We start from the raw sequence: 24,337 nt of genomic DNA, 5'->3' as shown, positions 1-24,337 counted from the left end.
GGACGGGAGGCCCGCGTTGCTAGGCTCGGACCCGGTCACGCGCGGTCCAACCGACGGCGGCGCGGGCCCGTATCCGAGGAGACACCACACGTGAGCAACCCCCTGGCCGCCGGTCGACTCGCCGGTACCCGCGCCCTCGTCACCGGGTCGTCCCGGGGGATCGGGGCGGACACCCTCGGTTACCTGGCGGAGGCGGGCGCCCGTGTGGTCGTGAACTACCGGAACAAGGCCAAGCGCGCCGACCAGATCGCGGAGCGCATCACCGCCGCGGGCGGCGAGGCCATCGCCATCGGCGCCGACCTCACGGACCACGACTCCGTGCAGGCGATGTTCGACACGATCGCCGAGCGCTTCGGCGGGCTCGACCTCCTCGTGCTCAACGCCTCCGGCGGTATGGAGGCCGGCATGGGCGACGACTACGCGCTGCGCCTCAACCGGGACGCCCAGGTCGACGTCCTCACGACGGCCGTGCCGCTCATGCCGGCGGGGTCGCGCGTCGTGTTCGTGACGAGCCACCAGGCGCACTTCGTCGAGACCGCCGAGACCCTGCCCGAGTACGTGCCGGTCGCCAAGAGCAAGCGGGCCGGGGAACTCGCGCTCCGTGACCTCATCCCGCAGCTCGACGCCGCCGGGATCGAGTTCGTGGTCGTCTCGGGCGACATGATCGAGGGCACGATCACGGCGACCCTGCTCGAGCGCATCAACCCGGGTGCGATCAGCGGGCGTCGCGAGTCCGTCGGCAAGCTCTACAACGTCGCCGAGTTCGCGGCCGAGGTCGCCCTCGCCGCGGTCGAGCCCATCCCGGCCGATCACACGAAGCTCGTCGGCGACGTGTCCGAGTTCGTCGGCTCGGCTTCCTAGCGGACCGCGGTCGTGACCGCGCTGCCGGGCCTGCGCCGCACCTCCCGGATCCTGCTGCTCGACGCCGACGGCCGCGTGTTCCTCATGGACACGCGAGCGCCGTCCAGCGACGGCTTCCACCGCTGGATCACGCCCGGCGGCGGTGTCGACCCGGGGGAGTCGCACCGCGACGCCGCGATCCGGGAACTCCGCGAGGAGACCGGCATCGTCATCGAGGACCCGGGGGAGTCCGTCTGGTCGTGGGACTTCGCGGTGGACTTCGACGAGGCGGACCACGACCGCGGCCACTCCGAGTTCTACGTCGTGCGGACCACCGGGTTCACCCTGTCGAACGCGGAGTGGACCGACGAGGAGCGCGTCGACATCCTCGACGCGCGCTGGTGGACGGCCGACGAGCTGGCGGCGACGACCGAGCCGTTCGAACCGCCGGAGCTGCCCGCACTCGTGCGCCGCTTCGCCTGACGCGGTCAGTCGCGCGGGGAGAGCACGCAGAACTCGTTGCCCTCGGGGTCGCGCAGGACGACCCAGGAGACGTCGTCGTCCTGACCGACGTCCGCGCGGGTCGCACCGCGGTCGAGCAACGCCTGCACGTCGGTGGCCTGGTCGTCCTCCGGTCCTGGCGCGAGGTCGATGTGGAGTCGGTTCTTCACCGTCTTGCCTTCGGGGACCGGGACGGACACGAGGCCCGGACCCCGCTCGTGCAGGGGCACGAGACGAGAGGGATCGAGTGCGTGGGGCGGCACGATCACCGCCTCGTCGTCGGCTTCGTACACGAGTCGCCAGTCGAGCGTGTCCGCCCACCACCGCGCTTGCGCGTGCAGGTCCTGACAATCCACGACGACGCTGAACCACCGAACGGTCATGCCCTGAGTCTGCCGAGCACGGCGGGCGACGACAAGCGCTGGCGGCGGCTCTCCGCCCGCGCCCGTCACTCGCCGACGAGTCCCGTCACTCGCCGACGAGTCCGTCCACGGCCTCCCGGATCAGGTCCGCGTGCCCGTTGTGCCGGGCGTACTCCTCGATCATGTGGCAGAGCACCCAGCGGAGGCTCGGCCGTCGCCCGTCCGGCCACGCCACGGCCGACGCCCGGTCGAGTCCGCCGTCCGCGAGCGCGGTCGCGACGGCGCCGCGAGCGCGCCCCACCGCCTCGGTCCACAGCGACCGGAGGGCGTCGGGGTCGTCGTCCGCGGCGGTCCGCCACTCCCAGTCCGGGTCGACGTCCCAGTCGACGGCGTCCCAGGGAGCGCGGTCGGGGTGCCCGAGCACGACGTGGTCGAACCAGTCGTCCTCGACGAGCGCGAGGTGTTTCAGCATCCCCCCGAGCGTCATGGTCGAGACGCCGACGCTCGTCGTGAGACCCGCGGCGTCGAGGCCCGACGTCTTCCACGCGAAGGTCGCGCGCTGGTACTCGAGGAACCCGACGAGTGTCGCGGCCTCGTCGGCCGCGACCGGCGGCTCGGGGCGTCCCACCGCATCGACCACGACGTCGTCCATGGCGCGATGGTAGCGCGGTCCCCGGCGTCAGGACACCGTCGTCACGGCACCCGCGTTCCGGCGCAGCTCGGCGGGGAGGCGCCGGTGTCCGGGCCCGAAGAACCGCTCGCGCAGGGTGTCGCCGACGTACTCGTCCCGGGCGAGACCGCGGGCACGGAGCACCGGCAGCAGGTACTCGATGAGGTCCTCGTACGTGCCCGGTGTCATGTGGGGCTGGATGAGGAACCCGTCCGCATCCGTCGTCCGCACGAACTCCTCGACCTGGTCCGCCACGCTCGCGCCGGTTCCGACGAAGACGCTGCCGTTGATGCCCGTCACCCGGAAGTCCTCGATGATCTCGCGCACGGTGGGGCCGGGGCGACCGTCACGGCCGAGGTACCGCTGCAGGTTCGACAGCCCGAGCTCGGTCCGCTGCTGCGCCAGAGGCTGGTCCGGGTCGAGCGCCAGGAGGTCGACACCGGTGTTCCCGGCGAAGATCGCCGCGGCCCCCTCGGGGGTCGACATCGCGAGCATCTCCCGGTGCGTCCGCTGCGCCGCCTCCTCGGTCGGTCCGACGAGGAACAGCGCGCCGACCAGGACCTTCACGGCGCTGGGGGAGCGGCCGGCCTCGACCGCGGCCTGCCGGATCGCGGCGATGTTCCGTGCGACCCGCTCCGGTGCCCCGCCGGCGACGAACACGGCTTCGGCGTGCTCACCGGCGAACCGCATCCCGCGCCCCGATGTCCCGGCCTGGACGAGGAGCGGCGTTCGCTGCGGCGACGGCGGCAGGTTGAGGATGCCGCGCGAGCGGAAGTACGGCCCGTCGTGCGTGATCATCCGGACCCCGGCCGGGTCCGCGTACGTGTTCGTCGCCTTGTCCCGGACCAGCGCGTCGTCGGCCCATGAGTCCTCCCACAGCGCCAGGTCGAGCGCCAGGTAGTCGTCCGCCATGTCGTAGCGCTCGTCGTGCGGCACGAGGGCCTTGCCCATCAGGTCCGCCGCGGTCGCGCCCGAGGACCCGGTGACGATGTTCCAGCCGATCCGGCCCTTGGTGAAGTGGTCGAGCGTGGCGAACCGGCGGGCGTTCGCCGCGGGTGGTTCGACCGTGGTGGAGGCCGTGAGGATGAACCCGAGTCGCTCGGTCGCCGCGGCCAACGCGGTCACGAGCGGCATCGGATCGCCGCCCGGGATCCCACGACCCTCCTTGACCGAGGCCGGGATGAGTTCGCCGTCGAGCGCCGGGAACCCGTAGCTGTCGGCGAGGAACAGGAGGTCGAGCCGTGCCTCCTCGAACATCCGTGCCAGACGGATCCAGTGGTCGAGGTCGGTGAAGTCGGCCGAGCGGTCGTCGGGGTGCTGCCACGCCGACCCGACGGTGCCGTTCGGGCTGAGGCTCTGGAAGATGCCGAGGATGAGCGGGTCCATGTCCCATTGATGCCATGGATCGTGTTTCGCCCGGGTGAACTCTGCTGACTGGCGCGCTCGTGCGCGGACGACGCCGCGGTTGATCTCGGATCGGCAGAGCCGCTTCGTCGGCGGGAACGCCGGGGGAGTGCGCCCCGACGGAGCCGTACGGTCGCGACGCAGCACCGCCGTCGGCGCTGGTTCCTCAGGCCGGCTCCGACCCCGGAGCCGATCACCCCGAAGCGACTCGGGGCCCGGGCCGAACCCGTGGCCCGTCGCCTCGATCGTGAGGAACAGCATGAACACCATCGTCCGAACCGTCGTCGGCTCCGAGACGGACTCGTACAGCCCGGGTCTGACCATGACCCCGCGCAGTGTCACCGTGTCGGTGTCGGCGTCGTACGACTGCCCGCTCGGCTTCTCGACGCCGCAGGTCAGCAGTGCGTCGATCTCCTACGCCAAGAAGACGGCTCCGCAGGCCTCGTGTCTGGAACCGGCGCACGTCGGTGCCGGGGCGGTCGCGATCCGGTGGAGTACCGGTCAGGTCAGTCAGTTCGCCTTCACGCTCACCGACGACGTCGTCGACGGCGCGCTCGTGCAGACGCAGACCGGCTCGATCATCTCGGGGCTGTTCGCCGGCGACCAGGTCGTCCGGGTGACGACCGGGACGCCGGCCGACCTCACTGCCTGCCTCGCGACGGGCGTGCCGCGGACGACGAGCGACTCGACGATCACGGTGCTCGCCTCCGGCCTCTGACGGTCACGCACTGCGCACCCGACCGTTCTCCGGACGGGAGGAACGGCACCAGCCGGTGTCGCGCCTCCCGTCCGGGACGCGTGCGGTACTGAATGCCGATGATCGGATCCTCGAGCTCGTCCGAGACGTTGACGTTCAACGCGCAGAACGAGATCACCTCGTCTGGGTATAGCTATGACGGAGCGGGCAACCTCACGGCGTCGCCAGGAGTGACGTACACCTACAACGGAGCGGAGCAGATGACGTCTTCGACTACCGGCGGGAAGACCACCACCTACACGTACGCGGGTGCCGATCAAAACGAGCTGCTCAGCCAGAGCACGCCTGGCGGTGACTCGTACGTTCACACGTACGGCAGGGACGGCCGCCTGGCCCTGCAGGACAGCAGCGGACTCCGCTCCTACATGCTCAACGACCCGGCCGCCGGGCAGATCCTCGACGTCACCGGTCCCGATTTGACCACCGCGCTGTTCCTTGACCACGGCATCGGGAACCCCGTCGAGATGCTCAGCGACGGCGGCCAGCGGTTGTACTCAGTGTCCTTCGATCCCCACGGCGGGCGCATCTTCACCGCCGGCGGTAACTCGAACTGGTACCTCTACCTGCCCTATGGATACAAGGACGGCATCCGGATCCACGGCGACGGACTTGTCAAATTTGGACTCTGCTGGTGCCTGCCCGGCACCGGGTCGTGGACGCAGGAGGACACCCTCGACGCACCCCTCGAACCCAGCATCGCGAACCGCTACGCCTACGCTGCTGATGACCCAATCAACAATGTCGATCCGTCGGGGCGCATTCCTCATGCTCTGATCGCTAAGTTGATCTCGGCAGTATTTTCCGGGGCGAGCCTCGTATCGGTTCTAGAGGGCGAGAATCTGGCTGGTTACATCACCGGAACGGGGGTTGAGATCGCCTGCGACGCGTGCGTGACTGCTGCGACAGCGGGCATCGGGCTTCTTGCGTCAACCTTCGTATGTGGCGTTATTGGTGAGGCCGCCACCTACGCGATCAACGAGCAGGTAGAAGAAGCCGCGTAGATGATTCAGCGGTCAAATCCGAAGAGGAGGCAACCGAGGTGGCGAAGGACAACGGCCAAACACCGAGCGCAAGTCGCGTAATGCTCTTCGGCGCCGCCATTTTCAGCCTGGGCGTCATCGCGACCCTCATGCCAGTAGCTGTGAACGCTGCGAATCCACGTGTGGGCGGGGAAGCGCTCGTCATATTCGGCCTCCTTGGGGTTGTGCTCGGACTTATCCTCGTGGGTTACGGTCTGGCACAGAAACTTCGAGGGGGCGGAAAGTAGCAATTTCACATGCTCCGCGGAGGCAACCTAGTAGGGCGTTCGCGGATTGGCCCCGAAGGACTCGAGGCGGCGTCCATGAGTAGATTCGAGAAATGGGCAAGAAACCGCTGAGGGTACATCAGATGAACGCAACGCCACCCCAACCCTCATCATCACTCCACGAAACCAGTTACGGTTTCCGGCTCTTCGCAGCTGAGGGGGCAGCCGCCGGGGTGTGAGGGCTGGCGCGTTGAGCCGGGGAAGAAGGTCGAGGTCTCCCAGGATAGATGTTTTCACACTCACCGTCTGAAGACCTCGACGGGCACCACGCTACCTTCGCGACCCCCGACCTGACGACGCTCTGCTGTCTCAACTGCGAAGAGCCACTTAGATACCGAGGCGGTCTCTGCAAGACGGCGCCGCGCGGCCGTCCCACGCGCCGATAATGCATATTATGTCAGGTAAGCGCCAGCGCTGGGCCGGCTTGGAACGGCGGACGGCCCCTGCTCGGAACGGCGGATGGCCCCGGCGTTCTGCCGAGGCCATCCGTCGATCCGCAGGAGTGTCACATGTGCTGCGAGATGATCGACGCCGCGACGATGATGTTCACGATCGCCGCGACGATGGCGATGGCGCCCAGGATGACGCCAGCGAGTGCCATGCCGCGCCCGCGCCCAGGGGCAGCGCCGCGTCGACGCGCCACGAGGCCGAGCACGAGCGCCAGGACGCCGCAGATGATCCCGATGATGGGGACGAGGAGCGCGAACACGACACCGATGACCCCGAGCACGAGGGCAGCGATCGTGAGACCGTTCGAGCGCGACGGAGCGGTGACGGGACCGCCGGGCTCAGTCGGTGCGGGCGGGTAGTTCTCGGACATGCGGGGTCCCTCTCGAACGGGACGCGCCCAGGGGCCGTCGGAGTGCGGCGTCGCGCGTCATCGCGGACGCTAGTCGCCGGACCCAGCGGTTGTCCGATTTTCGCTCACGGTTACTCGGCGTCCCGCTCTCCGAACCCGGAGGCCGTGAGCGCGACGAGCGCCTCGACCGCGTCTCGCGCGTCCTCCCCCGTCGCGTCGATGGCGACGGTCGCGCCCTGGGGCAGTGCGAGCGCCATGATCGCCAGCAGGCTCTTGGCGTCCACGCCGTTCACGGTGACCGAAGCGTCGTACTTGGCGGCGGTCTTGACGAACTCGGCCGCGGGTCGGGCGTGGAGTCCCGAGGCGTTCACGAGCTCGACCGTCGCCGAGACGACGCCCGTGGTCGGTCCGGCCGGGGTGCCACCGTCCGGTACGGACTCCGGCCCGTCCGGTGTGTCCGCTCCCCCGGCGGACTCCGAGGCCGCGACCACCGCGCGGGTGTCGCCTCCGGTCTGCGCCGCGACCGCGGCTGCGACGGTCCCCTCGACCAGCGGCGCGTGCGAGACGTGCACCCGACCACGGTCGTCGTCCGTCAAGAAGTCGAGTGCGGTGTCGGTCGTCAGGTAGGCCGAACCGAGGTCACACAGGACGACGACGCCGTCGGTGTCGCCGAGCGCGGCGATGCCGTCGGTGACGGCCTCGAAGCTCGTCCCGATGCCGCCGTCGTCGGTGCCGCCCGCGGTCGCGAACCGGACGTCCGGGGCCATCTGTGCCGCGAGTTCGACGACGCCCTCGGCGATCTTGGCGCTGTGCGAGACGACGAGGATCCCGACGCTCACGCCGGGCCGCCCGATGCGTCCACCGCTGCCCGGAGGAGCAGCGCGGTCGACTGCGCGCCCGGATCGCGGTGCCCCACGGCGCGCTCCCCCAGGTAGCTCGCCCGGCCCTTGCGCGCGACGAGCGGCTCGGTCGCCGCCGCGCCCTCGGCCGCCGCGTCGGCCGCCGCCACGAGCACGGCCTCCGGGGTCGCTCCCCCGGCCGCCGCGGCGGTGCCGGCATCGACGGCCGGCGTCCACGCGTCGATCATGGTCTTGTCGCCGGGCTCGGCCTTGCCGCGGGCGACGATGCCGTCCCGCGCGGCGGTCAGCAGGGCGACCACGGCGTCGGCGTCGAGCGTCTCACGATCCCCCAGCGCCTGCGACGCGCGCAGGAACGCGGTGCCGAAGAGCGGTCCCGACGCGCCGCCGACCGTGCTGATGAGCCGCGTGGCGACGAGCTTGAGGACCGCGCCGGGGGTCGCCAGGTCGCCGTCGTCGAGGGACTCGACGACGGCGTGGAACCCACGGTCGAGGTTCTCCCCGTGGTCGCCGTCCCCGATCTCGCGGTCGAGGGCGATGAGGTCGGTGCGGTTGTCCCGGATGACGTCGGCGGTCCTGCGGATCCACTGCGTCGCCCAGTCGGTGTCGAGCGGCATGTCGTTCCTCTCTGTCGGGGCGGTCAGCGGCCCCAGCGGAGCGCCGGGGTCTCGACCGGGGCGTCCCAGAGTGCGGTGGAGTCGTCGTCGAGCACCGTGACGGTGATCGAGAACCCCTGCATCTCGAGAGACGTGACGTGGTTCCCGACCAAGCTACGCGACAGCTCGAGTCCCTGGTCCGACAGGATCTCGGCGGCGCGGCGGAACACGATGTACAGCTCGGACAGTGGAGTGCCGCCCATCCCGTTGACGAACAGGAGCACGCGGGAGCCGCGCGGTGCGTCGAGGTCCGCGAGCACCGGTCCGATCACCTGCTCGACGAGGACGTCGGCCGGGGCCATCGGGATGCGCTCGCGCCCGGGTTCGCCGTGGATGCCGATGCCGAGCTCGACCTCGTCGTCCCCGAGGGTGAACGACGGCTCCCCCGCGTGCGGCACCGTGCACGGCGCGAGCGCCAGCCCCATGGACCGTGTCGACGCGATCGCGCGTCGGGCGACGTCCGCGACCGCGTCGAGGTCGTCGCCGCGCTGGGCAGCGGCCCCTGCGAGCCTCTCCACGACGACGGTGCCGGCGACCCCGCGGCGCCCTGCCGTGTAGAGGGAGTCCTGCACCGCGACGTCGTCGTCGACGAGCACCGACACGACGCGGATCCCCTCGGCCTCGGCGAGTTCGGCGGCCGTCTCGAAGTTGAGGACGTCGCCCGTGTAGTTCTTGACGATGTGGAGCACACCCGCTCCCCCGTCCACCGCCTTCGTCGCGTCGACGATCGGGTCGGGCGTCGGCGACGTGAAGACCGGTCCCGGTACCGCGGCGTCGAGCATGCCGTACCCGATGAACCCGGCATGCAGCGGCTCGTGCCCGCTCCCCCCACCGCTGACGATGGCGACCTTGCCGGCGACCGGCGCGTCGGCGCGGCGGAGGTGGACGGGGTCCTCCTGCAGGACGACGGCCCCGGCGTGGGCGAGCGCGAACCCGCGGACCGTCTCGGTGACGACCTCGCGCGGATCGTTGACGAGCTTCTTCATGCGGTGCCTCCCGTGGTCGGCCCGAGACGACGAGGGTGGTCACGGTCGGCGTCGTCCGGTGCTGGTCGTCAATGTAGCGCGAGGGGTGCGGCGGACCGCGTGCACGAACGTGCATGCTCAGCGGACCCTCGTGCGGTCGGACGCGCGGAGCGGTCCGCGCGCTGCTCTGCACGTTCGTGCAACGTGCCCGCACGGGCGCGGATCCGCCGTCCGGCCAGCCCGGACCCGCCGCTATGCTCGGCGACAATCACTCAACGGGGAGTGGCGGGTCGCCCGCACCTCCTCCTCATGACAAGGAGGTCGCCGATGGACGGCATCGGGATCAAGTTCCTCTCCGAGGTGGTGGGCACGGCGGTGCTGGTCCTCCTCGGCACCGGCGTCGTGGCGAACGTCGCCCTGACGAAGACCAAGGGGTTCGCGGCCGGCACCCTGATGGTCACGATCGGTTGGGGCCTCGCCGTGTTCGCCGGCGTCACGGTGTCGTACAAGTCGGGTGCGCACCTCAACCCGGCGGTGAGTCTGGCGCAGTTCATCCTCGGGAACATCTCGTTCGGCACGATGCTGCTGTACTGGCTCGCGCAGATGATCGGTGCGGTCATCGGAGCGGCGCTGTGCTGGCTCGCATACCGGCAGCACTTCGACCAGGAACCGGACCCGGCAGCCAAGCTCGGCGTGTTCTCCACCGGTCCTGCCATCCGCAACTACGCCTGGAACCTCGTGACCGAGATCATCGGCACGTTCGTCCTCGTCTTCGTCATCATCGCCTTCACGAACGGCAAGACCCCGGCGCAGCTCGGCGCCATCCCCGTCGCCTTCCTCGTCATCGCGATCGGTGTGAGCCTCGGCGGTCCGACCGGGTACGCGATCAACCCGGCACGTGACCTCGGTCCGCGCATCGCCCACGCCATCCTGCCGATCCGCGGCAAGGGATCGAATGACTGGGCCTACGCCTGGGTCCCGGTCGTCGGCCCGCTCGTCGGCGGCGCGCTCGCGGCGGTGCTGTCCGTGGCACTGCTCCCGATCGGCAGCTGACGCGGGGCCACGGGCCTTCACGACCACGGGCCTCCACGACCACGGGCCTCCACGACCACGTCCCCGTCCCGGGCCCTGAGCGGACCCGCCGACCGGGCCCCGTCCCTCCCGGACCGGTCCCAACCGAACCGTCGCGCCGCACCAGCGGCCGGCACCGACAACCCAGAGGAGCACACACCAATGGCCGACTACATCGTCGCCATCGACCAGGGCACCACGAGCACGCGAGCGATCGTCTTCGACCACTCCGGGTCCATCGTGTCCGTCGGGCAGAAGGAACACGAGCAGATCTTCCCCCGCGCGGGCTGGGTGGAGCACGACCCGACCGAGATCTGGGACAACACGCGCGAGGTCATCGGTCAGGCGCTCTCGCGGGCGGACATCACCCGGCACGACGTCGCGGCCGTGGGCATCACCAACCAGCGTGAGACCGCCGTCGTGTGGGACAAGACCACGGGCAAGCCGGTCTACAACGCGATCGTCTGGCAGGACACCCGCACGCAGTCCATCGTCGACCGCCTCGCGGACGGTGACACCGACCGCTTCAAGTCGATCGTCGGCCTGCCACTCGCGACGTACTTCGCCGGCACCAAGATCATGTGGATCCTCGAGAACGTCGAGGGGGCGCGGGAGAAGGCCGAGGCGGGTGACCTGCTCTTCGGGACGACCGACACCTGGGTGCTCTGGAACCTCACCGGCGGCACGGATGGAGGCGTCCACGCGACCGACGTGACGAACGCGTCGCGGACCCTCTTCATGGACCTCGAGACGCTCGAGTGGCGCGACGACATCCTCGAGCAGTTCGGCGTGCCGAAGTCGATGCTGCCGAAGATCTGCTCGTCATCCGAGGTGTACGGCACGGTCGAGCCGTCGAACCTGCTGCGCGAGGTCCCGATCGCGGGCATCCTCGGCGACCAACAGGCCGCGACGTTCGGTCAGGCGGCGTTCGACCAGGGCGAGTCGAAGAACACCTACGGCACCGGCAACTTCCTCATCTTCAATACGGGAACCGACATCGTCCGGTCGGAGAACGGGCTCCTCACCACGGTCGGGTACAAGCTCGGCGACCAGCCGACGCACTACGCGCTCGAGGGCTCCATCGCCGTCACCGGGTCGCTCGTCCAGTGGCTCCGCGACAACCTCGGCCTGATCGGGAGCGCGCCGGAGGTCGAGGCGCTCGCGACGACCGTGGAGGACAACGGCGGCGTGTACGTCGTCCCGGCCTTCTCCGGGTTGTTCGCGCCGTACTGGCGCTCGGACGCCCGTGGTGCGATCGTCGGGCTCACCCGCTACGCGAACAAGGGCCACATCGCCCGCGCCGCGCTCGAGGCGACCGCGTTCCAGACGCGCGAGGTCCTCGACGCCGTCAACGCCGACTCGGGCGTCGACCTGACGGAGCTCAAGGTCGACGGCGGCATGGTCGCGAACGACGCCCTCATGCAGTTCCAGGCGGACATCCTCGACGTGCCCGTCGTGCGGCCGGTCGTCGCGGAGACCACCGCGCTCGGTGCGGCGTACGCGGCCGGTCTCGCTGTCGGGTTCTGGCAGAACCTCGACGAGCTGCGGGCGAACTGGCAGGAGGACAAGCGGTGGGAGCCCCAGCTCGACGAGACCGAGCGGGCGCGCCAGATCCGGCTCTGGAAGAAGGCCGTCACGAAGACCTTCGACTGGGTCGACGAGGACGTCCGCTGAGCCGCTGACGCCCGCCGACGGACGGCCCCGACCACGACCGTGGCCGGGGCCGTCCGCGTGTCGGTCGGGAGGACCGGCCTCCCCCGCCGCACGGCCCGCCTCGTCCCCGAGCGGTCCGGACCTGACGGGGATGGACGACGCGCGTCGTCGACACGCCCGTGCTCCGTGAGGAACGCCTCAGGCTCGATGCTCGCCCACCCAGGCCGCGAGCTTCGCTTCCGCCGCTCCGGAGTCGACGGCGTCGGCCGCGACCACGAGTTCCTCGCGGAACCGCTGTAGCAGCGGCCGCAACACCTGTGTGGGATCGGCGGCGAGCCGGAACGCGACGAGGCCGGCGGCGGCGTTGAGGAGCACGATGTCGCGCACCGCCCCGGTCTCCCCCGCCAGCACGCGCCGCACGATCGCGGCGTTCTCGGCGGGCTCGCCGCCCAGGAGGTCGGTCGTTCGGGCACGAGGGATGCCGAGGTCCCGGGGATCGAGATCGTGCTCGGTCACGGAGCCGCCGCTGACCTCCCAGATGTGGCTGTGGCCCGTCGTGGTGAGCTCGTCGAGACCGTCGTCCCCCCGGAACACCAGGGCCGTCGCACCCCGTGTCTGGAACACGCCCGTGATGATCGGCACGAGGTCGAGCTGCGCCACGCCGACGGCGTTCGCCTCGCACCGAGCCGGGTTCACGAGGGGTCCGAGGAAGTTGAAGACCGTGGGGACGCCGATCTCCCGGCGGACCGACGCGGCGTGGGCGAACCCCGGGTGGAAGGCACTCGCGAACGCGAACGTCAGGCCGACGCGGCGGAACGTCTCGGCGACGCGCGCGGCGTCGAGGGTGAGGTCGAGGCCGAGTGCCGCGAGGACGTCGGACGACCCCGAACGGGAACTCGATGCGCGGTTGCCGTGCTTGACGACGGGCACCCCGGCGGACGCGATGACGATCGCCGCCATGGTCGAGACGTTCACCGTCCCGACGACGTCGCCACCCGTCCCGACGATGTCGAGCGCCATGGGGTCGACGTCGAGTGGGACGGCGCTCTCGAGGATCGCGTCACGGAACCCGACGACCTCGTCCACCGTCTCGCCCTTGGCGCGGAGCGCGACGAGGAACCCGGCGATCTGGGCGGGTGTGGCACGCCCGGCGACGATCTCCTCCATGGCCCATGCGGATTCGCTGATCGACAGGTCCGTGCCGGCCATGAGGGAGCCGATGACCGACGGCCAGGAGAACGAGTCGTGCATGCCCCCGATCGTACTGATTTCGAAGGACCCGCCAGTTGCCTGCGAAAACACTGTCCGTGGTTCGGGCCATAATGGACGACGTGACAAGCACCCCTCTCTCCAGACCAGCCCAGGGCGCGGTCCTGAACCGGCCGAACCCCGTCGCCGTGGGGACCATCGTGTGGCTGGGCAGCGAGGTCATGTTCTTCGCCGGCCTGTTCGCGATCTACTTCACGCTGCGCAGCACGTCCCCGAAGCTCTGGGCGACCGAGACCGCGCACCTCGACGTGCCGTACGCCGCCACGAACACGATCGTCCTGGTCCTGTCGAGCTTCGCCTGCCAGTTCGCGGTGTTCGCCGCCGAGCGCTTCCAGGTGCACCGCACGAGCTGGAAGCCGCGCGACTGGGGCATGACCGAGTGGTTCTTCGTCACCTACTGCATGGGCGCGGTGTTCATCTGCGGCCAGGTCTACGAGTACTCGAACCTCTGGCACGAGGGCGTCACGCTGTCCTCGAGCGCCTACGGGTCTGCCTTCTTCATGACCACGGGCTTCCACGGCCTCCACGTCACCGGCGGCCTCCTCGCGTTCCTCCTGACCCTCGGCCGCGGCTTCGCCGCGAAGAACTTCGGTCACAAGGAAGCGACCACCGCGATCGTCGTGTCGTACTACTGGCACTTCGTCGATGTCGTCTGGATCGGCCTCTTCGCCGTCATCTACCTTCTCAAGTAGGAATCGGATAGCCCCACGCGCATGTTCTCTCGAAGCAAGTCCGAGCGCCGCACCGGCGCCAAGAAGGGCCGCCGCTCCCCGCTGGCGACCGTGTCGCTGATCGTCGTCGGCCTGATGACGACCGGTGGCGCGTACGCCCTGTTCACCTCATCGGCCAACGCGGACTCCTCGCAGTCGACGACGGTCGCGGCCACCAGTCAGTCGCGGGTCAACGAGGGGCAGAAGCTCTTCGCGTCGAACTGCGCCACGTGCCACGGGCTCAGCGCACAGGGCACGAAGTCCGGTCCGTCGCTCATCGGCGTCGGCGCCGCCTCGGTCGACTTCCAGGTCGGCACGGGTCGCATGCCCGCGGCGTCGAACGGCCCGCAGGTCGAGGAGAAGCCCGCGCAGTTCACGGATGAGCAGGTCGCGGACATCGCCGCCTACGTGTCGTCGCTCGGCCCGGGCCCGTCCATCCCGAAGGCGAGCCTCACCAACGGCAACGCCAACGCGGCCAAGGGCGCCGAACTGTTCCGGGTGAACTGCGCGATGTGCCACAACGTCGCGGGTGCCGGCGGTGCCCTGACCGAGGGCAAGTACGCGCCGAACCTCAAGACGGTGTCGGGCAAGCACATCTACGAGGCCATGCTCACCGGTCCGCAGAACATGCCGGTCTTCAACGACCTGAACATCACGCCGAAGCAGAAGGCGGACATCATCACCTATCTGAAGTACATCCAGGACACGAAGTCCCCGGGCGGGTTCGCCCTCGGTGACATCGGCCCGGTGGCAGAGGGCCTGTTCCTCTGGATCTTCGGACTCGGTGCGGTCGTCGCGGTGACCGTCTGGCTCACCGCGAAGACCAACTGATCGACCCGTGTCGCACGACACCACTGAAGGGAACACCATGACAGAGCGCGACGACGACGTACTGTCCGCGTCCTCCGCTGTCGAGAAGCACGACACGCCCTCGATCCCCGCCGGTACCGCGGTCCTGCCCGCCGAGCCGTTCCAGAACCCGGGTGAGCCGCCGCACCGCCCGCGGCGGACCGACGTCGACCCGAAGAAGGAGCGTCTGGCGGAGCGTCAGGTCGCGACGTTCTTCTACGTCTCGATCATCGGCAGCATCCTGGCGATCGCGTCCTACGTCGCGTTCCCCGTCCGCGCCGGCGACCTGTCGACGGTCCGCTTCGGCAACCTGTTCCTCGGTCTGTCGATCACGCTGGCGCTCCTCGCCCTCGGGTTCGGTGCCGTCTACTGGTCCAAGACCCTCGTCGTGGACCGCGAGATCTCCGAGCAGCGTCACGCGACCCGTGGCTCCGAGGAGACCCGTGCGAAGGCCGTCGAGGCCTTCCGGCTCGGCGACAAGGAATCGGGCTTCAACCGTCGAACGGTCATCCGCAACAGCCTCATCGGTGCGCTCGTGGCGTTCCCGCTCCCTGGTGTCGTGCTGGTGCGCGACCTCGCGCCCGCTGCCGACCCCAACAAGCTCCTCAGCTACACGATGTGGAAGCAGGGCACACGCCTGACGAAGGACCCGACCGGCCTGCCGATCAAGGCGTCCGACGTCACCCAGGGCTCGGTCTTCCACGTGATCCCCGACGGTCTGCTCGACAAGTCGGACATGCTCGAGGAGAAGGCCAAGGCGGCCGTCCTGCTCATGCGCCTGGACCCGTCGGAGCTCCATCCCCGCAAGGGCCAGGAACACTGGGGGTACGACGGCATCGTCGCCTACTCGAAGATCTGCACCCACGTCGGATGCCCCGTCGCGCTCTACGAGCAGCAGACGCACCACCTGCTGTGCCCGTGCCACCAGTCGACGTTCGATGTCGCGCACAGCTGCGAGGTCATCTTCGGCCCGGCGAGCCGGCCCCTTCCCCAACTTCCCATCACGGTCGACTCCGAGGGCTACCTGGTCGCACAGAGCGACTTCCACGAGCCCGTCGGCCCCAGCTTCTGGGAGCGTGAGCGCGTTTCATGAGCACCACCACCACACGGACCACCGGTCCCACGCCGGCGGCGGCCACACCGCCGCAGAACGCGCCGACGCCGACGTCCCGGCTGGTCGGCGCGGCCGCGAACTACATCGACGAGCGCACGAGCATCTCCGGGCTGGTCAAAGAGGTCGGTCGCAAGATCTTCCCCGACCACTGGTCGTTCATGCTCGGCGAGGTGGCGCTCTACAGCTTCGTCGTCGTGCTGCTGTCCGGCACCTTCCTGACGTTCTTCTTCCAGGCGTCGATGGCGGACGTTTCGTACGACGGCTCGTGGGTCCCGCTCAAGGGCATCGAGATGTCGGCGGCGTACCAGTCGACGCTCAACATCTCGTTCGACATCCGCGGCGGTCTGTTCGTCCGGCAGATCCACCACTGGGCGGCGCTGCTGTTCGTGGCCTCGATCATGCTGCACATGCTCCGGGTGTACTTCACGGGCGCGTTCCGCAAGCCGCGTGAGCTCAACTGGGTGTTCGGCTTCCTCCTCTGGGTCCTCGCCATGGCCGAGGGTTTCACGGGGTACTCGCTGCCCGACGACCTGTTGTCCGGCAACGGCCTCCGCATCATCGTCGGCATGATCGAGGGTGTCCCGGTCATCGGCGTGTGGATCGCCTACCTGCTGTTCGGCGGGGAATTCCCGGGGACCGCGATCGTCGGCCGCCTGTACACGCTGCACATCCTGCTGCTGCCGGCGATCCTGGTCGCCGTGCTCGGTGTGCACCTCGTGCTCGTCGTCATCAACAAGCACACGCAGTACGCCGGCCCGGGCCGCACCAACGAGAACGTCGTCGGTGTCCCGATCCTCCCGGCCTTCGCCGCGAAGGCGGGCGGGTTCTTCTTCATCGTCGCGGGCATCCTCGCACTGATCGCGTCGCTGTTCACGATCAACCCGATCTGGACGTACGGTCCGTACGACCCGTCCCCGGTGTCCGCGGGGACCCAGCCCGACTGGTACATCGGCTTCGCCGACGGCGCCCTGCGTCTGGTCCCGCCGCACTGGGAGTTCGTGATCTGGGGCAACTACACGCTCTCGATGAACATCCTCGCGCCGATCATCGTGCTCGTGCTGCTCATCAGCGCCATCCTGCTGTACCCGTTCCTCGAGGCGTGGGTCACGGGCGACAAGCGCGAGCACCACATCGCCGACCGCCCGCGGAACGCGCCGACCCGCACGGCCATCGGTGCCGCCGGCATGACGCTGTACGGCAGCCTCTGGGCCGCTGCGAGCTCGGACATCATCGCCACGCACTTCATGGTCTCCCTGAACCACGTCATCCACGTGGTGCAGGCGATGGTCGTCCTCGGCCCGTTCTTCGCCTTCTGGATCACGAAGCGCGTCTGTCTCGCGCTGCAGAAGAAGGACCGCGAGATCGTGCTGCACGGGTACGAGTCGGGCCGCATCGTGCGCCTGCCGCACGGCGAGTACATCGAGGTCCACGAGCAGCTCGACGAGTACGAGCGGTGGCGTCTGCTGCAGTTCAACGAGTACCAGCCGCTCATGCTCCGTCCGAACGCACGCGGCAAGATCAGCCCGGTCGAGCGGGTCCGCGCTCGGATGTCGAAGTTCTTCTTCGAGGATCGCATCGCCCCCGTCACCAAGCCCGAGCTCGACGCCGCGCATGCGGCGCACCACGGGCCGGACCTCGAGGGCACGCACCAGGCGCCGCAGGTCGGCAGCGGCGGTCACTGAACCGACACACGGGAGCGCCCGACCACGATGGTGGTCGGGCGCTTCGTCGTTCGTCGTTCACCTGGGGACGATCGGACACGCCCACCCAGTTCAGGGCACGTTCACGCGCGGGTGCTGGACTGGTGTACGTGGCTGTGACAACCTTGGCCGCGCTGTTCCTCGACGAGTGATTGATTGCGAGCTCCATGGACATCCGGACGGCCGAACACCCCAGGCCGAACCACTTCCTGCTCCACCTCTCCGACACCCACCTCATCGCCGCTGACGGCGAGCTGTACGGAGACGTCGACTCGGCTGCGCGGTTGCAGCAGATCGTCGACGAGATCGAGGCGTCGGGTTCGCACCCCGAGGCCATCGTCGTCACGGGCGACGTCGCGGACCGCGGTGAGCCAGGAGCGTACGCACGGGTCCGCCGCATCCTCGAACCGGCGTCGGAACGACTCGGTGCCCAGCTCATCTGGGCGATGGGCAACCACGACGAGCGTGGCGCGTTCCGGCGTGAGCTGTTCGGTCTGCAGCCCACCGACCGGCCCGTGGACTTCGTGTACGACGTCAACGGGCTCCGGGTGATCACGCTCGACACGAGTGTCCCTGGCCACCACTACGGGGAACTGACCTCCGCGCAGCTCGACTGGCTCGCCGAGGAACTCAGCGTGGCGGCGCCGCACGGCACCATCCTCGCGCTCCACCACCCGCCCGTGCCGAGTGTCCAGGACCTGACGGTCCTCGTCGAACTGCGCGACCAGCAGGCACTCGCCGAGGTGGTGGAGGGCTCCGACATCATCTCGATCATCGGTGGCCACTTGCACTACTCGACGACGTCGCAGTTCGCCGGGATCCCCGTCTCGGTCGCCAGCGCGACCTGCTACACGCAGGACCTGGTCACCGAGGGCGGTGGCACCCGCGGGCGCGACGGTGCGCAGTCGTTCAACCTCGTGCACGTGTACGGATCGACCGTGGTCCACTCGGTCGTTCCGATCGGGCACTACGCGACCGTGGGCGAGCGCGTCGCGCCGGTACAGGTTGCCGAACGGCTCGCTGCGGCAGGCGTGGTCATCCCGGCCGCGGTCGAACCGCAGCCGGTCACCTCGAGCATCCCGGTGTTCCGCGACGAGGTGGTGCCGGCCTCCCCCGTCAGCCGGCGGTAGCGGCTCCGGCGGGAGCGATCCCATCGGTGGGCCGCTCCCACGGGGCCGGGAACGGGAAGTACTTCTCGAGGAAGTCCGTCACCCGGGCGGTGCGCTCGTCGTCGGAGACCTCCGGGAAGCTCCCGTCGTTGAGGCAGAAGAAGTCGACGTTGCGCCGGCGGAGCAGCTCGTCGAGCGCCGTGAGGCCGGACACCATGGTCGTGTCGACGTACTGCACCACCGCGTTCTCCTGGACGATGGCGCGCCCGGTCATGAGTGCGTAGTAGTGGTACAGCGAGTTCGTCACGGAGATGTTGTCGGCGGCGCGGAACCGTGACGCTGCGGTGCGCGCGAACTCGTCGGCGAACTCGTGCTCCATCTCGGACATGACGCTCTTGCGGAGCGGGGTGGCGGCGTGTTCGAGGTGCCGCGTGGTGATCGCGCCGAACCGCTGCTGGAGGAGCTGCCGGTTCACCCGTGCCGAGTTCTCGAAGCCGCTGCGCTGGGCGTTGTTCGTCCCCAGGCCGATGCGGGTGGTGGCGAGGATGAACTTCGTGATCGAGCCGGGCGAGAAGAACATCGAGGGGTCGACCCAGCGGCCGAAGAACATGTCGTCGTTCGAGTAGATGAAGTGTTCGCTCAAGCCGGGGATGTGGTGGAGCTGCGACTCGACGGCCTGCGAGTTGTGCGTCGGCAGGACCGACGGATCGGCGAAGAACTCCTCGCTCCGGACGATCCGCACCCGTGGGTGATCGGCGAGCCAAGCCGGGGCGGGGGAATCGGTCGCGATGTAGATCGTGCGGATCCAGGGCGCGAACGTGTGCACCGACCGGAGTGCGTACTTGAGCTCGTCGATCTGCCGGAAGCGGGCCGGGGCGTCGTCGCCCTCGCCCAGGACGGCGCCGGCCTGCTGTGCCTGCCGGGCGCGCTGGTACTCGATCGCGTTGCCGTCGACCCACGAGAAGACGATGTCGATGGGGAACGTGATGTCGCTGACGTGGTCGTCGAACATGTGCTCGATCGTCTGCCACGTGCGGCCGTAGCGCTCCACCTCGGTCCGGACGAACTCGTCGAGCGGCAGACTGCGGCGCATCATCGCGTTCTCGACGGGCGCGAGGACCTCGGTGTCGGTGACGCGCCAGAACTCGACCTGGACCGCGGTGTCCGCGCCGTAGCGGAGGCGACCGATCGGCTCCAGACGGGGACGGAACAGCCGCAGCACGTCCCTCCCGGACTGCCCGAGACCGTCGTCGGCGATCAGGACCGCGCGCTCCCCCGGTGGCTTCGCGTAGAACGGCTCGTTCACGCAGGCGTCCATGAGCGTGCTCTCGGCGCGCTGTCGGTCACGCTCGTCGAGCGCGAGGACGGGCCGGGTGTCGTTGCCGCGGATGAGCATGTGGTCGACGTCGGCGGCCGTGAGCGCGTCGTCGATGAAGAGCAGGTCCTCGATCATCGACTGCTGCGGGGTGAGGTGCCCGTTGAGGAGCGTCAGCCGGCCCTTCCGGACCACGACGTCGGATCGTTCGAGTCCGCCGGAGGACGGATGAGGGTTCAGCAGCGGACTCTCGGTCTCCGGTGCGGTCTCGTCGGCCATCCACGCCCTTCTCGATGCGGTCGGGCACGGTGCCCGCCATCCGAATCCTATCGGTCCACGGTGGCGGCGTCAGTGCGGTCGCTCGGCGGCGTGAGCGCGCGCGTGACCGTCCGTCAGGTGCGGTCGTCGGGCACCTTCACGACGATGCCCACCGCGACGAACGCCGCGGCCGCGACGATCTGGAGGGCCGCCCACAGCTGGCCGGGGATCGGCACCGTCACGACGGGGTTCCAGCACACGGCGATCGCCAGCGTGACGGCGGCGGCGACCCACGCTCGCGCCCGGAACGCGAACACGATGACGACCAGCGCCAGGAACGTCACGCCGACACGCACGAACACGAAGCCGGACGAGCCGACGAGCGCGATGCAGGCCAGGAGGCCCACCGCGGCCAGGAGGCCGGGCGCGAGAGCGGGACGTGTGAAGTCCGGTTCCGCCTGTCGGCGGGAGCCGGACGGCATCAGCGCTGGAGGTCGCGGAGGTCCGCCAGGTTGATCGGACGCGACATCGGCGGCAGGTCCCGGAGCCGCTCGAGCGCGGGGAGGAGCTCGCCCACCACGGCGCGGTAGCCGTCCTCGTTGAGGTGCAGGTCGTCCTCGGTGAACCGGGGGTCGATCCGGTCGCCCTCGGCGAGTGCCGGCCACAGGTCGAGGAACTGTGCGCGGCAGGTCGCGACGAACTGCCGGAGGTGCCGGTTCGCCTCCTCGATCCGGGGTGTGAACGACGCCGCGCGGGGCAGGATCGACACGAGCAGCAGCCGGACGCCCGGCAGGTCGCGGCGCAGGTCCACCAGGATGGACTCGACGTTGCGCACCACGTGCTCCGCGGTCGCCCGGTGGTTGCCGAAGTCGTTCGTGCCGATGAGCAGCACGATGACGTCGGGCTGTGCCGCGACGACCTCGTCGAGGCGCGCGAGCACGCCGTCGGTGGTGTCCCCGTTCACCCCGAGGTTCCGCACCCGCTCCCCCGGCAGCCACGACTGCCAGTCGCCGCCTGCCGTCAGGCTGTCGCCCACGAACAGCACGAGTTCGCCGTCGTGGTCCGAGGACGACGGCCGCTGGCGTGGGGCCGGGGTGGCGGACGAGTCCGCTGCTGCTTCCCCCGCGGGAGCCTCGTGGGCTTCGTCCGCGCCGCCTTGTTCGATTCCGGTCTGCTCGTCGGTCATGACTGCCTCCTCGACGTCGTGGTCCATTCTGCCGTGGGCGGGCTTCCGGTGCGAGCCGGGGACCTCATCCGGCCGCCGAGCGTTCGCTCGCGGCGGTCTCACGGTGTGGTGTGCCGAGCGGCGCCTCGTGTGGGAGGTCCTGGCGTCCGCCGCCGCGTTCCGCACGCGCCGTGATGCGCTCGACCATGCCGGGGAAGATGATCCCGTGGAACGGGAGGATCGACCACCAGTAGAGGCGTCCGGCGAGTCCCTGCGGGAACCAGATCGCCCGCTGGTGGTACTCGGAGCCGTCCTCGGTGGGCCGCACGGACAGCTCCAGCCAGGCCCGGCCCGGGGCCTTGAACTCTGCTCGCAACCGGAGGTAACGGCCCCGGTCGAGCTCCTCGACCCGCCACCAGTCCAGGACGTCCCCGGTCTCGAGTCGATCCGGGTTCCGTCGGCCGCGGCTCAGACCGACGCCACCGGCGATGCGGTCCATCCACCCGCGCAGGGCCCAGGCGAGGGGCAGCGAGTACCAGCCGTTGTCGCCACCGATCGACTCGATGACACGCCAGACGTCCTCAGCCGAGGCCGTCGTCCGGCGCGTTCGATCGTCGACGTCCACGACGTGGCCGGCCCACTCCGGGTCGCTCGGCAGCGGGTCGCTCGGCGCGCCGTCCATGCTCGCGTTGCGCCAGCTCGTCTCGACCTCGCCCTCGCGCGTCTTCTGCAACGCGAGTCGGACGGCCGTCCGGTACGGGGTCAGGCCGCCGTCGGGATGCGGGATGAACGCGTCGATGTCGTGTTCCCGCTGCACGCACTCGTACTGCAAGGACTCGATGATCGGCTTGGCGAGGGCACGCGGGATCGGCGTCACCAGGTTGAACCAGTGGGCCGCCAGCTCGGGCGTCAGGACCGGGAGGGTCGAGATCGGTCGCTGGGGCAGGCCCGCCTCGACCGCGTACGCGTTGAGCATCTGTCCGTAGCGGAGGACGTCGGGGCCGCCGATGTCGAAGGTCCGGTTGACGTCCGCCGGTAGCTCGATCGCCCGGACGAGGTAGTACAGGACGTCGCGGACGGCGATCGGCTGGATGCGGTTCCGGACCCACCGCGGCGCCGGCATCCATGGCAGCACGTCGGTGAGGTGCCGGATCATCTCGAACGAGGTGCTGCCGGACCCGATGACGACCCCCGCCTGCAGGGCGACGGTGGGGACGCCCGAGTCGAGGAGGACCTGCCCGACCTCGGCCCGGCTGCGGAGGTGCTTGCTCGTCGCGCCGTCCGGGTGCAGCCCGCCGAGGTAGACGAACCGTCGGACACCGGCGGCGCGTGCGGCCGAGGCCATGGTGCGCGCGGCACGGCGCTCGGTCTCCTCGAAGTCGCCGCGCGTCCCCATGCTGTGCGCGAGGTAGTACACGGCCTCCATGCCGTCGACGGCGCGAGCGACCGCGTCGGCGTCGGTGAGGTCGCCCTGCACCACCTCGACGCGATCCCGCCACGGCACGTCGTCGAGCTTGCGCGGGGTCCGGGCGAGGACACGGACGTCGTGGCCCGCCTCGAGCAGGCGCGGGACGAGGCGGCCGCCGATGTACCCGGTGGCTCCGGTGACGAGGAGACGCATGTCCGGGACGGTACGCTCGGATGCTGTGGAATCCGCACTGTTCCCCGCGTCCGCCGACGACGTCCGTCGTCTCATCGATCACGCGATCCTCAAGCCCGAACTCGACCGCGCCGCCGTCGACACCCAACTCGACGAGGCGGCGACCCACCGGGTCCTCAGCGTGTGCGTCCGTCCGAGTGACGTCCGACACGCCGTCGAGCGCCTCACCGGTACCGGCGTGGGAGTCGGCACCGTCATCGGGTTCCCGCACGGCACGACGACCACGAGCACCAAGACCGCGGAGGCCCGTCAGGCGATCGCCGATGGCGCTTTCGAGCTCGACATGGTGCAGCAGATCGGCGCCGCGAAGAGCGGCGACTGGGCCGCGGTCGAGGCCGATGTCCGCGCGGTGGTGGAGGTCGCGGGCGACGTCCCCGTCAAGGTGATCCTCGAGACCGCGTTCCTGACCGACGACGAGATCGTCGCCGCCTGCCACGCGGCCGTCCGGGCGGGAGCCTCGTTCGTCAAGACGTCGACGGGCTTCGCGGGCGGCGGCGCGACCGAGGACCACATCCGCCTCATGCGGGCGACGGTCGGACCGGACGTCGGGGTGAAGGCGTCCGGCGGGGTGCGCGGTCTCGACGCCGTCATCACCATGGTCGCCGCCGGGGCGGATCGCATCGGCACGAGCGCATCGGCACGGATCATGGACGAGTACGCCCATCGGGCTCGTACCGGTGCGGCGTCCGGCCTCGGGGACGACACCAGCTCGTACTGAGCGGCCTCAGATCGCCCGGTCGGGCGACTCCTCCACAGGGCGGGATGCACCGACGACGTTGGACCGACGGCCGCGCCAGACTCGTCCGGTGCGCCGCATCCACACCCCTGACGACCTCGCCCTCGCGGAGCTCTGCGCCGCGCGGCTGGACGGCGAGCTCTACGAGGTCGACGCCTGCTTCGCGTCCGTCGCGCTCCCCGACGACGCCCTGACGCGGGCGAGTGCGTTCGCGTGGTCCGTGTCCGACTCGCGCATCGTCGCCGAGCGGCTCACGGCGGCGTGGATCTGGGGTGCTCGGTCACGCGCCCCCGCCGTGCTGCAGGCCTGCGCCGGCCCCGGGACGCGCGCTCGGGCCTCCCGGCCGCGGCTCCGCGTGCGCGAGACCCGGCTCACTCGGTCCGACGTCGTCGTCGTCGGTCCGGCACGTGTCACCGCCCCCCTCCGGACGGCCGTCGACCTCCTGCGCGTCGGTGAGCGGTGGGAGCGGGACGACGCCGAGGCGGTGCGACGGTTGACCGCGCTCGTGCATCCGGACGCGATCCGGACCGCGCTGGCGGCGACGCGGTCCGCGCCACACTCGCGACAGGCGGTCGGCCGGCTCGAGGAGGCCCTGCGATGACCGTCCCCCG

At 69.9% G+C, this 24,337-nt stretch carries 25 protein-coding genes; 13 read left to right on the top strand and 12 right to left on the bottom strand.

Translation table 11 applies throughout. The features are described from left to right. Window positions 1-90 precede the first annotated feature (90 nt). Window positions 91-861, top strand: a complete 771-nt coding sequence (locus DEI86_RS02885; RefSeq protein WP_111009058.1) for an SDR family oxidoreductase — start codon at window positions 91-93, stop codon at window positions 859-861. Between the two features lie 12 nt (window positions 862-873). Beyond that, entirely contained in the window at window positions 874-1,323 is a 450-nt protein-coding gene (locus DEI86_RS02880; protein WP_111013308.1) for an NUDIX hydrolase, read from the top strand. Between the two features lie 5 nt (window positions 1,324-1,328). Here DEI86_RS02880 and DEI86_RS02875 read toward each other — a convergent pair whose 3' ends face one another. From DEI86_RS02875 to DEI86_RS02865, 3 genes are all read right to left on the bottom strand, one after another. After that, complete coding sequence (locus tag DEI86_RS02875; protein ID WP_111048786.1) at window positions 1,329-1,724, bottom strand: VOC family protein; 396 nt, start codon at window positions 1,722-1,724, stop codon at window positions 1,329-1,331. Between the two features lie 85 nt (window positions 1,725-1,809). Next, a complete protein-coding gene (locus tag DEI86_RS02870) occupies window positions 1,810-2,355 on the bottom strand; it encodes a DinB family protein (protein WP_111048785.1) in 546 nt (181 codons plus the stop codon). Window positions 2,356-2,382: 27 nt separating this feature from the next. After that, window positions 2,383-3,759, bottom strand: a complete 1,377-nt coding sequence (locus DEI86_RS02865) for an NtaA/DmoA family FMN-dependent monooxygenase (RefSeq protein ID WP_181434800.1) — start codon at window positions 3,757-3,759, stop codon at window positions 2,383-2,385. 277 nt (window positions 3,760-4,036) lie between these two features. Between DEI86_RS02865 and DEI86_RS02860 the strand changes: the two genes are divergently transcribed. Beyond that, the gene (locus DEI86_RS02860) at window positions 4,037-4,495 is read left to right on the top strand and encodes a hypothetical protein (protein ID WP_181439686.1); all 459 of its coding nucleotides are present in this window, start codon (window positions 4,037-4,039) and stop codon (window positions 4,493-4,495) included. A gap of 98 nt (window positions 4,496-4,593) precedes the next feature. Next, entirely contained in the window at window positions 4,594-5,535 is a 942-nt protein-coding gene (locus DEI86_RS02855) for an RHS repeat-associated core domain-containing protein (RefSeq protein ID WP_181439685.1), read from the top strand. An 810-nt stretch (window positions 5,536-6,345) separates the two neighbouring features. Here DEI86_RS02855 and DEI86_RS02850 read toward each other — a convergent pair. The 4 genes from DEI86_RS02850 to dhaK form a co-directional block, all read right to left on the bottom strand. Further along, complete coding sequence (locus DEI86_RS02850; RefSeq protein WP_111013317.1) at window positions 6,346-6,660, bottom strand: DUF4190 domain-containing protein; 315 nt, start codon at window positions 6,658-6,660, stop codon at window positions 6,346-6,348. A 110-nt stretch (window positions 6,661-6,770) separates the two neighbouring features. Next, a complete protein-coding gene (dhaM, locus tag DEI86_RS02845; RefSeq protein WP_111048781.1) occupies window positions 6,771-7,478 on the bottom strand; it encodes a dihydroxyacetone kinase phosphoryl donor subunit DhaM in 708 nt (235 codons plus the stop codon). Next, a complete protein-coding gene (gene dhaL, locus DEI86_RS02840; protein WP_111013319.1) occupies window positions 7,475-8,113 on the bottom strand; it encodes a dihydroxyacetone kinase subunit DhaL in 639 nt (212 codons plus the stop codon). Before dhaL ends, dhaM begins: the two co-directional genes overlap by 4 nt. A gap of 23 nt (window positions 8,114-8,136) precedes the next feature. Further along, entirely contained in the window at window positions 8,137-9,138 is a 1,002-nt protein-coding gene (gene dhaK / locus DEI86_RS02835) for a dihydroxyacetone kinase subunit DhaK (protein WP_111048780.1), read from the bottom strand. Window positions 9,139-9,444: 306 nt separating this feature from the next. On the opposite strand from dhaK, the gene DEI86_RS02830 reads away from it, so the two are divergent. Then, window positions 9,445-10,170 (top strand): MIP/aquaporin family protein, encoded by a 726-nt coding sequence (locus DEI86_RS02830; protein ID WP_111048779.1) that lies wholly within the window; start codon window positions 9,445-9,447, stop codon window positions 10,168-10,170. A 180-nt stretch (window positions 10,171-10,350) separates the two neighbouring features. Beyond that, entirely contained in the window at window positions 10,351-11,862 is a 1,512-nt protein-coding gene (glpK, locus tag DEI86_RS02825; protein ID WP_111013322.1) for a glycerol kinase GlpK, read from the top strand. 177 nt (window positions 11,863-12,039) lie between these two features. On the opposite strand, the gene trpD is transcribed toward glpK, so the two are convergent. Beyond that, window positions 12,040-13,092, bottom strand: a complete 1,053-nt coding sequence (gene trpD / locus DEI86_RS02820; protein WP_111013323.1) for an anthranilate phosphoribosyltransferase — start codon at window positions 13,090-13,092, stop codon at window positions 12,040-12,042. A gap of 71 nt (window positions 13,093-13,163) precedes the next feature. Here trpD and DEI86_RS02815 point away from each other — a divergent pair, with 71 nt between their 5' ends. The 5 genes from DEI86_RS02815 to DEI86_RS02795 all read left to right on the top strand — a co-directional run bounded on the left by DEI86_RS02815 (window position 13,164) and on the right by DEI86_RS02795 (window position 18,613). After that, entirely contained in the window at window positions 13,164-13,802 is a 639-nt protein-coding gene (locus DEI86_RS02815) for a heme-copper oxidase subunit III (protein ID WP_111009046.1), read from the top strand. Window positions 13,803-13,823: 21 nt separating this feature from the next. Continuing rightward, window positions 13,824-14,651, top strand: a complete 828-nt coding sequence (locus DEI86_RS02810) for a c-type cytochrome (RefSeq protein WP_111013324.1) — start codon at window positions 13,824-13,826, stop codon at window positions 14,649-14,651. Between the two features lie 37 nt (window positions 14,652-14,688). Beyond that, entirely contained in the window at window positions 14,689-15,762 is a 1,074-nt protein-coding gene (locus DEI86_RS02805; protein WP_111013325.1) for a ubiquinol-cytochrome c reductase iron-sulfur subunit, read from the top strand. Then, on the top strand, window positions 15,759-17,465 hold the full coding sequence (locus tag DEI86_RS02800) for a cytochrome bc complex cytochrome b subunit (protein ID WP_111048778.1): 1,707 nt from the start codon (window positions 15,759-15,761) through the stop codon (window positions 17,463-17,465). Before DEI86_RS02805 ends, DEI86_RS02800 begins: the two co-directional genes overlap by 4 nt. A 185-nt stretch (window positions 17,466-17,650) precedes the next feature. Next, window positions 17,651-18,613: a phosphodiesterase gene (locus DEI86_RS02795; RefSeq protein ID WP_111009042.1), complete on the top strand. Its 963-nt coding sequence runs from the start codon at window positions 17,651-17,653 to the stop codon at window positions 18,611-18,613. On the opposite strand, the gene DEI86_RS02790 is transcribed toward DEI86_RS02795, so the two are convergent. From DEI86_RS02790 to DEI86_RS02775, 4 genes are all read right to left on the bottom strand, one after another. Beyond that, on the bottom strand, window positions 18,600-20,186 hold the full coding sequence (locus DEI86_RS02790) for a stealth conserved region 3 domain-containing protein (protein WP_111035862.1): 1,587 nt from the start codon (window positions 20,184-20,186) through the stop codon (window positions 18,600-18,602). The genes DEI86_RS02795 and DEI86_RS02790 overlap by 14 nt on opposite strands. Before the next feature lie 113 nt (window positions 20,187-20,299). Then, window positions 20,300-20,647, bottom strand: a complete 348-nt coding sequence (locus DEI86_RS02785; protein WP_111013328.1) for a DUF6804 family protein — start codon at window positions 20,645-20,647, stop codon at window positions 20,300-20,302. After that, window positions 20,647-21,351 (bottom strand): GDSL-type esterase/lipase family protein, encoded by a 705-nt coding sequence (locus DEI86_RS02780; protein WP_111009340.1) that lies wholly within the window; start codon window positions 21,349-21,351, stop codon window positions 20,647-20,649. Before DEI86_RS02780 ends, DEI86_RS02785 begins: the two co-directional genes overlap by 1 nt. Before the next feature lie 64 nt (window positions 21,352-21,415). Then, complete coding sequence (locus DEI86_RS02775) at window positions 21,416-22,951, bottom strand: SDR family oxidoreductase (RefSeq protein WP_111009039.1); 1,536 nt, start codon at window positions 22,949-22,951, stop codon at window positions 21,416-21,418. A gap of 25 nt (window positions 22,952-22,976) precedes the next feature. On the opposite strand from DEI86_RS02775, the gene deoC reads away from it, so the two are divergent. Together deoC and DEI86_RS02765 are read left to right on the top strand one after the other, a co-directional pair. Further along, on the top strand, window positions 22,977-23,708 hold the full coding sequence (gene deoC / locus DEI86_RS02770) for a deoxyribose-phosphate aldolase (protein ID WP_258376449.1): 732 nt from the start codon (window positions 22,977-22,979) through the stop codon (window positions 23,706-23,708). Window positions 23,709-23,796: 88 nt separating this feature from the next. After that, window positions 23,797-24,327, top strand: a complete 531-nt coding sequence (locus tag DEI86_RS02765; RefSeq protein ID WP_111009037.1) for a hypothetical protein — start codon at window positions 23,797-23,799, stop codon at window positions 24,325-24,327. The last annotated feature ends 10 nt before the right edge of the window (window positions 24,328-24,337 follow it).

This window comes from Curtobacterium sp. MCBD17_028 (assembly GCF_003234875.1).
Lineage (GTDB): Bacteria > Actinomycetota > Actinomycetes > Actinomycetales > Microbacteriaceae > Curtobacterium.
The sequence above is the reverse complement of the archived record's forward strand: the minus strand, read 5'-3'. Positions and strand labels throughout refer to the sequence as shown.